Below are 8,264 nucleotides of genomic sequence, written 5' to 3'. Positions count from 1 at the left end.
CCGATGGTAGTTGGGTCTAAGCCCCGCGAGAGTAGGACGTCGCTAAGCATTTAAAAGCCATTGAATTTATAAATTCAATGGCTTTTTTCATTTGCATATTATAAAACTACTAATAGATATGGCTAGGAGTATTGGTTTATATATGTTATAGTTAGTACTAATAATAAGTAATAAATTACGTTACCATTGAAAGGAATTTAAACATGAAAAAAATTGCTTGGATTACTGATAGTACATGTGGATTATCGCAAGATTTTATTAAAAAACATAACATTCACGTACTACCGATGGTTGTAAATATAAATAACATCTCTTATCGTGAAGATATTGATATTACGAAAGATGAAGTATACACACTGCTAAAACAACATGGAGAAGGTGCTAAAACAAGCCAACCACCATATGGTGAATTTGTTGAGCTTTATAAAAAATTAAAGACAGAGTATGATTATGGCATTGCCATACATGCCTCAAGTGCTTTAACAGGTACTTACCAAAGTTCAATTAGCGCGTCAGAAATGCAAGAATTCCCTGTAGAAGTGATTGATTCTAAAATTGGCTCCTATGCTCTAGGTAGAATGATTTCAAAAGGTTTAAAAATGGAGCAAGAGGGAAAGACATATGAAGAGATTGTAAAGAAGATAAAGTTACTGCCTAATCTCGCTGAAATGTTCTTGTTACCGCAAAGCTTGGAGCAGCTAAAAAGAAGTGGAAGAGTGAGTACGACGCAGACCGTATTTGCAAATCTCCTTAATATTAATTTAATTTTGAAATTTGAAAATGGCAAGGTTGTTGTAGAAGATAAAATTAGAAGTAAGAAAAAAGCAATTAGACATTTATTTCAGAAAATTGAGGATACCTACCAAAGAGGAGAGCTCAAAGAACTTGGGATTATGCATGCCGGTGCACTAGAGCAAGCTCAGCAATGGAAAGAAGAGCTTAAGAATCTTTATGAGCACTTAAAAATAAAGGTCGAGCCATTAGTGCCAGTAGCTGGTGTCCATACTGGCTATGGAACAATGGCGATAGCTTGGTTAAAGGAATAGTCTAAACTTTTTTTATAGATCGCCAATCTGGTGATCTATTTTTATTACCTAACATAAATTATTAAGATCTCTAGTTTATAAGCAGTTTATTAAATGTGAAATTGATTTATTAAAAGGAGTTGTTTTATATTGTTCGATACTATTTTTAGTGAATTGTTCGCTACTATGGCGATGCGTATTTTCTTAGCTTTTATCTTATCTGGTGTAATTGGGTTTGAGCGAGAGATGAATAAGCATTCAGCAGGGTTCAGAACCCATATTCTTGTTGGTGTTAGCTCCTGTCTAATGATGATGATGTCCTTGTACGGTTTTCAAGAGTATGTAGAAGCATATCCTGACTATGTTCGCTTCGATCCTGCTCGAATTCCGTCTTATGTAATTAGTGGAATAGGTTTCCTTGGGGCGGGTACAATTATAGTAAATGGTATGACTGTTAGAGGACTGACAACAGCAGCATCGATTTGGGCAGTAGCAGGTTTGGGGCTTGTGATCGGTATTGGTATGTACGAGATGGCAATTCTGACCACGCTAATTATTCTATTAAGCTTAATCCTGTTAAATAACTTTAACCGTTTTATTATTAGGGCACAAACATTAGTGAAGTTAGAAGTGAAATTAAATGATATTACAGGTATTGAAAATATCTTTTCAAAGTTTAATCAATTTAATATTGTTGTTAAACATGTAGATATTCAAACAGTAGCTGAAATGGAGGCTAAGCTAACAACTGAAGTTGAATTCGGTAAAGGTACAAAAATGAACGATGTCTTCTATCAGCTACTTAAACTAGATGAAGTTGTCCAAGTTAAGGAATTGTAGAGATATTGTTTGCATATCAGAGAGAGCCGTTATAGAATATAGTTAAAGTCAAATATAGTCAAAGTCAATGAGGAGGAAGGTGAATGCGTAATATATCGGATATTATTGAAGCGCATTTGAAAAAAATAATTGAAAAAAATCAGCATAATAGCATAGAAATTAAGCGAAGTGAAATTGCAGATCGTTTTTCTTGCGTCCCTTCTCAAATCAACTATGTCATTAATACACGCTTTACACCAGAGCGAGGATATGTAGTGGAGAGTAAACGTGGTGGGGGCGGCTATATTAGGATACAGAGGATGACTAACAATGACAAAACAGCTTTAGTTGATGAATTAATTAGGTTAGTTAGGCCGGAAGTGACACAGCAGATCGCAATCGCGGTAATTGAACGATTGTTAGAGGATGACTACATTTCTGAGCGTGAAGCAAAGATTATGGTTAGTGCCCTAACAAGAGAGGTACTAGCATTTCAAGTTCCAATAAGAGATGAGCTAAGGTCACGGATATTAGTAGCAATGTTAATGACTTTGAAATATTAAAAATGTTATAAAGGTGTTAGGAGGGTAATAATGGAATGTCAGAAGTGTCAAAAACGACAAGCAACCCTACACTTGACGAATTACATTAATGGTCAAAAAACAGAAATTCATGTCTGTCAGCAATGTGCATTGGAAAATGGCTATATTGATAGCGAAGATGAATCATCTTATAGCATTCAGGATCTACTAAGTGGACTCTTCAATTTTAACTCATCATTTGCTCCACAAGCTGAGCCAAGTCAAGTACTAGAGAAGGAAGATAAATGTTCTTCTTGCAACTTAAGTTACCATGAATTTGTTAAAACGGGTAAATTTGGTTGTTCACACTGCTACGAAAGCTTTGGTAAACATTTAAATCCTATCTTTAAACGTGTACACAGTGGTAATATGGCTCATACTGGTAAGATTCCTAAGCGACAGCATGATCGGTTACAACAAAAGCGTTATATTAATGATTATCGTGAGCAGATGAAGCAGTTGATTGATGCGGAAAAATTTGAAGAAGCTGCTGTAGTTAGAGATAAAATTAAAGAAATTGAGCAAAAGCATGCGTCCTCAATCCGAAAGGAGGAAGGAGAGTAATGTCACTACAAACGTTTATAAATAAAGCAATTAGCCCATGGATGCAAGAAGAGGGGCCAGACCATGACATTGTCCTAAGCACGCGAATAAGACTTGCTCGTAATTTTACCAACGTGCCATTCCCAGTCCGGGCGGAGGCTGAAAAGCTAAAGCAAGTCTCAAATTGGATTAAAGAGCATTTTGATAAACAGTCCTTTTCAAGCTATCAAGAACTAGATTATATTTCAATGGAAGGGCTTCAATCGTTACAGAAAAAAGCTTTAGTTGAAAAACATTTAATTAGCCCATACTTAGTGGAGCGGGAAAAGGAAAGTGGTGTCTTGCTCTCTAAAAACGAACAACTTTCGATTATGATTAATGAAGAGGATCATATACGATTACAGCTATACTTCCCTGGCTTGCAGTTAGAAGCAGGCCTAGAGGAAGCTTTCAAATTAGATGATTGGCTAGAGGACAAGATTGATTATGCTTTTGATGAGCAAAGGGGTTACTTGACCAGCTGCCCGACAAATGTTGGGACTGGGTTACGTGCATCCGTTATGATGCATTTACCAGCCTTAACTCTAACTAGAAAAATAGGGAAAATGATTCCTGCTATTAATCAATTGGGATTGGTAGTTCGGGGTATTTATGGTGAAGGCAGTGAAGCAGTCGGTAATATTTATCAGATTTCTAATCAAGTTACGCTAGGACGATCGGAGTCCGATATAATTGAGGATTTGCATAGTGTGGTTGAAAAATTAATCGAGCGAGAGCGCTATGCTCGAAAGGTGCTTGTAGAGCAATCTGAGCTTAGACTTGAGGATAGAGTTTTTCGATCATATGGTGTACTGAAATATAGTCGGATAATTGAATCTAAGGAAGCTGCTAAATGCTTATCAGATCTACGCTTAGGAATAGATGTTGGTTATATTAAGCATTTGTCTACATCAATTCTTAATGAACTTATGGTACTTACGCAGCCCGCGTTTTTACAACAGTATGCACAACAGGCGTTGACTGCTCAACAGCGGGATATTAAGCGCGCTACTATTATTCGGGAACGGTTAGGCCTGGAGAAGTCGTGAAGGAGGAATAAGTAATGATGTTTGGAAGATTTACAGAACGCGCACAAAAGGTATTGGCACTTTCTCAGGAGGAGGCCATTCGTCTTGGACATAATAATATTGGTACAGAGCACATTTTGCTAGGTCTTGTTAGTGAAGGAGAGGGTATTGCTGCCAAAGCACTTAGCTCACTTGGCTTAGAAACAAAGAAAATTCAAGAAGAGGTTGAGGCACTCATTGGTGTTGGTAAGAAAAGCTCTCAAACCATTCATTACACACCGCGTGCAAAAAAAGTAATAGAGTTGTCAATGGATGAAGCCCGTAAGCTGGGACATACTTATGTTGGCACAGAGCATATTTTATTAGGATTAATTCGTGAGGGTGAGGGTGTCGCAGCTCGGGTTTTAAATAATTTAGATGTTAGCCTTAATCGAGCGCGTCAGCAGGTTCTTCAGCTTTTAGGAAGTAATGAAACGGTTCGAAAGGGGCAAGGGCGCCAAACGCAAAATAGCCCAGCAAGCACACCAACCTTAGATTCGTTAGCGCGTGATTTAACGGTAATTGCCAAGGAAGGTAATATTGATCCAGTCATTGGTAGAGGTAAAGAAATCGAGCGTGTCATTCAGGTGCTAAGCCGCCGAACTAAAAACAACCCTGTGTTAATTGGCGAGCCGGGAGTAGGAAAAACTGCTGTTGCAGAAGGATTAGCGCAGCAAATCGTTGATAATGAAGTTCCAGAGACTTTGCGTGATAAGCGGGTCATGACATTAGATATGGGAACAGTTGTCGCTGGTACTAAATATCGTGGAGAATTTGAAGATCGTTTAAAGAAGGTTATGGAAGAAATTAGACATGCAGGGAATGTCATTCTTTTTATTGATGAACTTCATACCTTAATTGGTGCTGGTGGTGCAGAGGGGGCAATTGATGCCTCTAATATTTTAAAGCCGTCGCTGGCAAGAGGTGAATTGCAATGTATAGGTGCAACGACCTTGGACGAATACCGTAAATACATTGAAAAGGATGCTGCATTAGAACGCCGATTCCAACCCATTCAGGTTGATGAACCAACAGTTGAACAGTCTATCCAAATCCTAAAAGGGCTTCGTGATCGCTATGAAGCACATCACCGTGTTACGATTACAGATGAAGCGATTGATGCAGCGGTACAATTATCAAATCGCTATATTACCGATCGTTTCTTGCCTGATAAGGCAATAGATTTAATTGACGAAGCGGCTTCAAAAGTCCGTCTACGCTCATATACAGCCCCACCTAATTTAAAAGAGCTTGAGAACAACCTTACTGAAATTAAGAAAGAGAAAGATGCGGCTGTTCAAAGTCAAGAATTTGAAAAAGCAGCTTCACTTCGAGATAAGGAACAGAAATTACGAAAAAAATTAGATACAACTAAAGAGAAATGGAAAGAGCAGCAGGGTCAAGAAAACAGTGAAGTGGTAGTGGATGATATTGCTTCAGTCGTATCAACATGGACCGGTGTCCCTGTCTCCTCACTTACTAAGGATGAAAGCACGCGACTTTTAAATCTTGAGAACATTTTGCACAATCGTGTTATCGGCCAAGAAGAGGCGGTAGATGCTGTTTCTAAAGCTATTCGCCGTGCCCGGGCAGGTCTCAAGGATCCAAAGCGACCGATTGGATCATTCATATTCTTAGGCCCAACCGGAGTAGGGAAAACGGAATTAGCACGGGCCTTAGCGGAGGCAATGTTTGGTGATGAAGATGCGATGATTCGTGTTGATATGTCTGAATACATGGAAAAGCACACAACCTCACGCTTAGTTGGGTCCCCACCAGGCTATGTCGGCCATGAAGAAGGTGGCCAATTAACAGAGAAGGTAAGACGTAAGCCATATTCAGTTGTCTTACTTGACGAGATTGAAAAAGCGCATCCAGAGGTCTTTAATATCTTGCTACAAGTCCTTGAGGATGGTCGATTAACAGATTCTAAAGGCCGCCTAGTCGACTTTAGAAATACAGTGCTTATTATGACATCTAATGTTGGTGCAAGCGAACTAAAGCAAAATAAATATGTTGGTTTTGCCTTAGAGGATGAAAAAGCCGATTACCGTGATATGAAGGTTAAAGTTACCGAAGAACTTAAAAAGGCATTTCGTCCGGAGTTCTTAAACCGAATCGATGAGACCATTGTGTTCCATTCGCTAGAGAAGAAACACATGAAGGATATTGTATCGCTCATGCTTGATCAGCTTCAAAAACGCTTAAGTGCACAAGGGTTAGACTTTACCCTTTCAGAAAAAGCGGTGGAAAAAATAGCTGATGAGGGCTTTGATCCAGAATATGGTGCAAGGCCGTTAAGAAGATCCATTCAAAAAAATATTGAGGATTTATTATCTGAAGCGTTACTTCGAGAAGATATTCAAAAGGGCAACCTAGTCCGGATCGGCTTGAGTAGCAAAGGGAAATTCATTATTCTAGATTAACAGTCAGGTAGCTATTTATAGCTTCCCATTAAGCATCTGGAAATACGTAACCTTAGTTGAGACGTCATTAACTGTAGACGCTCAGGGTTATGTATGTTTCAGGTGCTTTATCATTTCATTTGCTTTGTTATTATCTTAAAACCCAAAAGGGCTAATTATAATGCGATTAATTAAGTCATTTGGCATATTTATAATCTTTTTTTGCTAAAGCCAATGGTCAAGGAAGTTTTTTGTAACAAAAAATGTTAAAATAGAGAAAAGTGCTTTTTATTTACATATAGTCATTATCCACGCAGTCTGTTTGCAATCTGAATTACATGGTTTTTACACAAAGAATTAATTGATATGTAATCTTTAACCAGTCCGTTTGCGTTATAATGAAAGAGAGGTTTTCCAATTTTGGCTAAAACAAAAACACGTTTCGTCTGTCAAGAGTGTGGGTATCATTCTCCTAAGTGGATGGGGAAATGTCCAAGTTGTAATCAATTTAATACGTTGGTTGAAGAACTAGAAATTAAGGATAATCCTAAGCATACTGGAATTGGGCAGGATAGTCGTCAAGTCCCTGAGAAGATTACAGCGATAAAGACAAAGCAAGAGCCAAGAATTACAACTGATATGCCCGAGTTTAATCGAGTACTAGGAGGCGGTATTGTTCCAGGCTCATTGGTGCTTATTGGTGGCGATCCAGGCATTGGGAAGTCAACCTTACTTTTACAAATTTCTAATCAATTGGCCAATAAGGATGTGGCGGTCCTCTATATTTCTGGGGAAGAGTCGACACGGCAAACAAAGCTGCGAGCGGATCGGTTAGGTGTAACATCAGATCAACTATTTGTTCTGTCGGAGACAAACTTACACCTTATTTCTAATCAAATTGATCAATTAAAGCCTGACTTCATTGTTATCGATTCGATTCAAACGATTTTTAAGGATGAGGTGACTAGTGCACCCGGCAGTGTCTCGCAGGTTAGAGAATGTACCGGTGAATTGATGCGCATTGCGAAGACTAACCACGTGCCAATTTTTATTGTTGGACATGTCACAAAGGAAGGCTCGATAGCTGGTCCAAGACTTTTAGAACATATGGTCGATGCTGTATTATACTTCGAGGGTGAACGGCATCATACGTTTAGAATCTTACGTGGTGTGAAGAATCGTTTCGGTAGTACGCATGAGATGGGTATTTTTGAAATGAAGGAAGAAGGACTGAAAGAAGTTTTAAATCCTTCTGAAATCTTCTTAGAAGAACGATCTCAAGGTGTTGCCGGTTCTACTGTAGTGGCATCAATGGAAGGGACCCGACCGGTGCTTGTTGAGATCCAATCGTTAATTTCACCAACAAGCTTTGGACAAGCACGGCGGATGGCGACGGGGATAGACCATAATCGCGTTCCATTGCTAATGGCTGTATTAGAGAAGCGTGTTGGTCTGATGATGCAGAATCAAGATGCCTATGTTAAAGTTGCGGGTGGAGTTAAGCTTGATGAGCCTGCGATCGATTTAGCTGTTGCAATTAGTATTGCTTCTAGCTTTAAGGATAAGGCATGTCGCCCAAACGATGTTCTTATTGGTGAAGTTGGCTTAACAGGGGAGATTCGCCGAGTGTCAAGGATAGAACAACGTGTCCAAGAGGCTGCTAAGCTAGGCTTTAAACGTGCGATTATACCTTCTCGTAATTTAGATGGTTGGAAGGCGCCTAAGCAAATTGAGATTATTGGTGTACAGTCTATTCAAGAGGCGATGAAGGTAACCTTTGATTAA

General features: G+C 39.0%; 7 protein-coding genes. All 7 read left to right on the top strand.

Annotated features, from left to right (window positions below):
* Positions 1-203: 203 nt before the first annotated feature.
* Complete coding sequence (locus BM000_RS14420; RefSeq protein ID WP_091499802.1) at positions 204-1,046, top strand: DegV family protein; 843 nt, start codon at positions 204-206, stop codon at positions 1,044-1,046.
* 165 nt (positions 1,047-1,211) lie between these two features.
* Positions 1,212-1,865: an MgtC/SapB family protein gene (locus BM000_RS14415; RefSeq protein ID WP_091499812.1), complete on the top strand. Its 654-nt coding sequence runs from the start codon at positions 1,212-1,214 to the stop codon at positions 1,863-1,865.
* Positions 1,866-1,948: 83 nt separating this feature from the next.
* Positions 1,949-2,407 (top strand): CtsR family transcriptional regulator, encoded by a 459-nt coding sequence (locus BM000_RS14410; RefSeq protein ID WP_091499800.1) that lies wholly within the window; start codon positions 1,949-1,951, stop codon positions 2,405-2,407.
* Positions 2,408-2,437: 30 nt separating this feature from the next.
* A complete protein-coding gene (gene mcsA, locus BM000_RS14405; RefSeq protein ID WP_091499799.1) occupies positions 2,438-2,989 on the top strand; it encodes a protein-arginine kinase activator protein McsA in 552 nt (183 codons plus the stop codon).
* A complete protein-coding gene (mcsB, locus tag BM000_RS14400; RefSeq protein ID WP_091499797.1) occupies positions 2,989-4,056 on the top strand; it encodes a protein-arginine kinase McsB in 1,068 nt (355 codons plus the stop codon). Before mcsA ends, mcsB begins: the two co-directional genes overlap by 1 nt.
* Positions 4,057-4,070: 14 nt before the next feature.
* Positions 4,071-6,500 (top strand): ATP-dependent protease ATP-binding subunit ClpC, encoded by a 2,430-nt coding sequence (gene clpC / locus BM000_RS14395; protein WP_091499795.1) that lies wholly within the window; start codon positions 4,071-4,073, stop codon positions 6,498-6,500.
* Between the two features lie 399 nt (positions 6,501-6,899).
* Complete coding sequence (gene radA / locus BM000_RS14390) at positions 6,900-8,264, top strand: DNA repair protein RadA (protein WP_091499794.1); 1,365 nt, start codon at positions 6,900-6,902, stop codon at positions 8,262-8,264.

Source organism: Amphibacillus marinus, assembly GCF_900110345.1.
Classification (GTDB): Bacteria; Bacillota; Bacilli; order Bacillales; family Amphibacillaceae; genus Amphibacillus_D; species Amphibacillus_D marinus.
Note: the sequence above shows the minus strand (reverse complement) of the source record. Positions and strands in the feature narration are given on the sequence as shown.

Coding starts and splice junctions, on each gene's coding strand:
- BM000_RS14420 (WP_091499802.1), top strand. CDS start 204: ATGAAAAAAATTGCTTGGATTACTGATAGTACATGTGGATTATCGCAA.
- BM000_RS14415 (WP_091499812.1), top strand. CDS start 1,212: ATGGCGATGCGTATTTTCTTAGCTTTTATCTTATCTGGTGTAATTGGG.
- BM000_RS14410 (WP_091499800.1), top strand. CDS start 1,949: ATGCGTAATATATCGGATATTATTGAAGCGCATTTGAAAAAAATAATT.
- mcsA (WP_091499799.1), top strand. CDS start 2,438: ATGGAATGTCAGAAGTGTCAAAAACGACAAGCAACCCTACACTTGACG.
- mcsB (WP_091499797.1), top strand. CDS start 2,989: ATGTCACTACAAACGTTTATAAATAAAGCAATTAGCCCATGGATGCAA.
- clpC (WP_091499795.1), top strand. CDS start 4,071: ATGATGTTTGGAAGATTTACAGAACGCGCACAAAAGGTATTGGCACTT.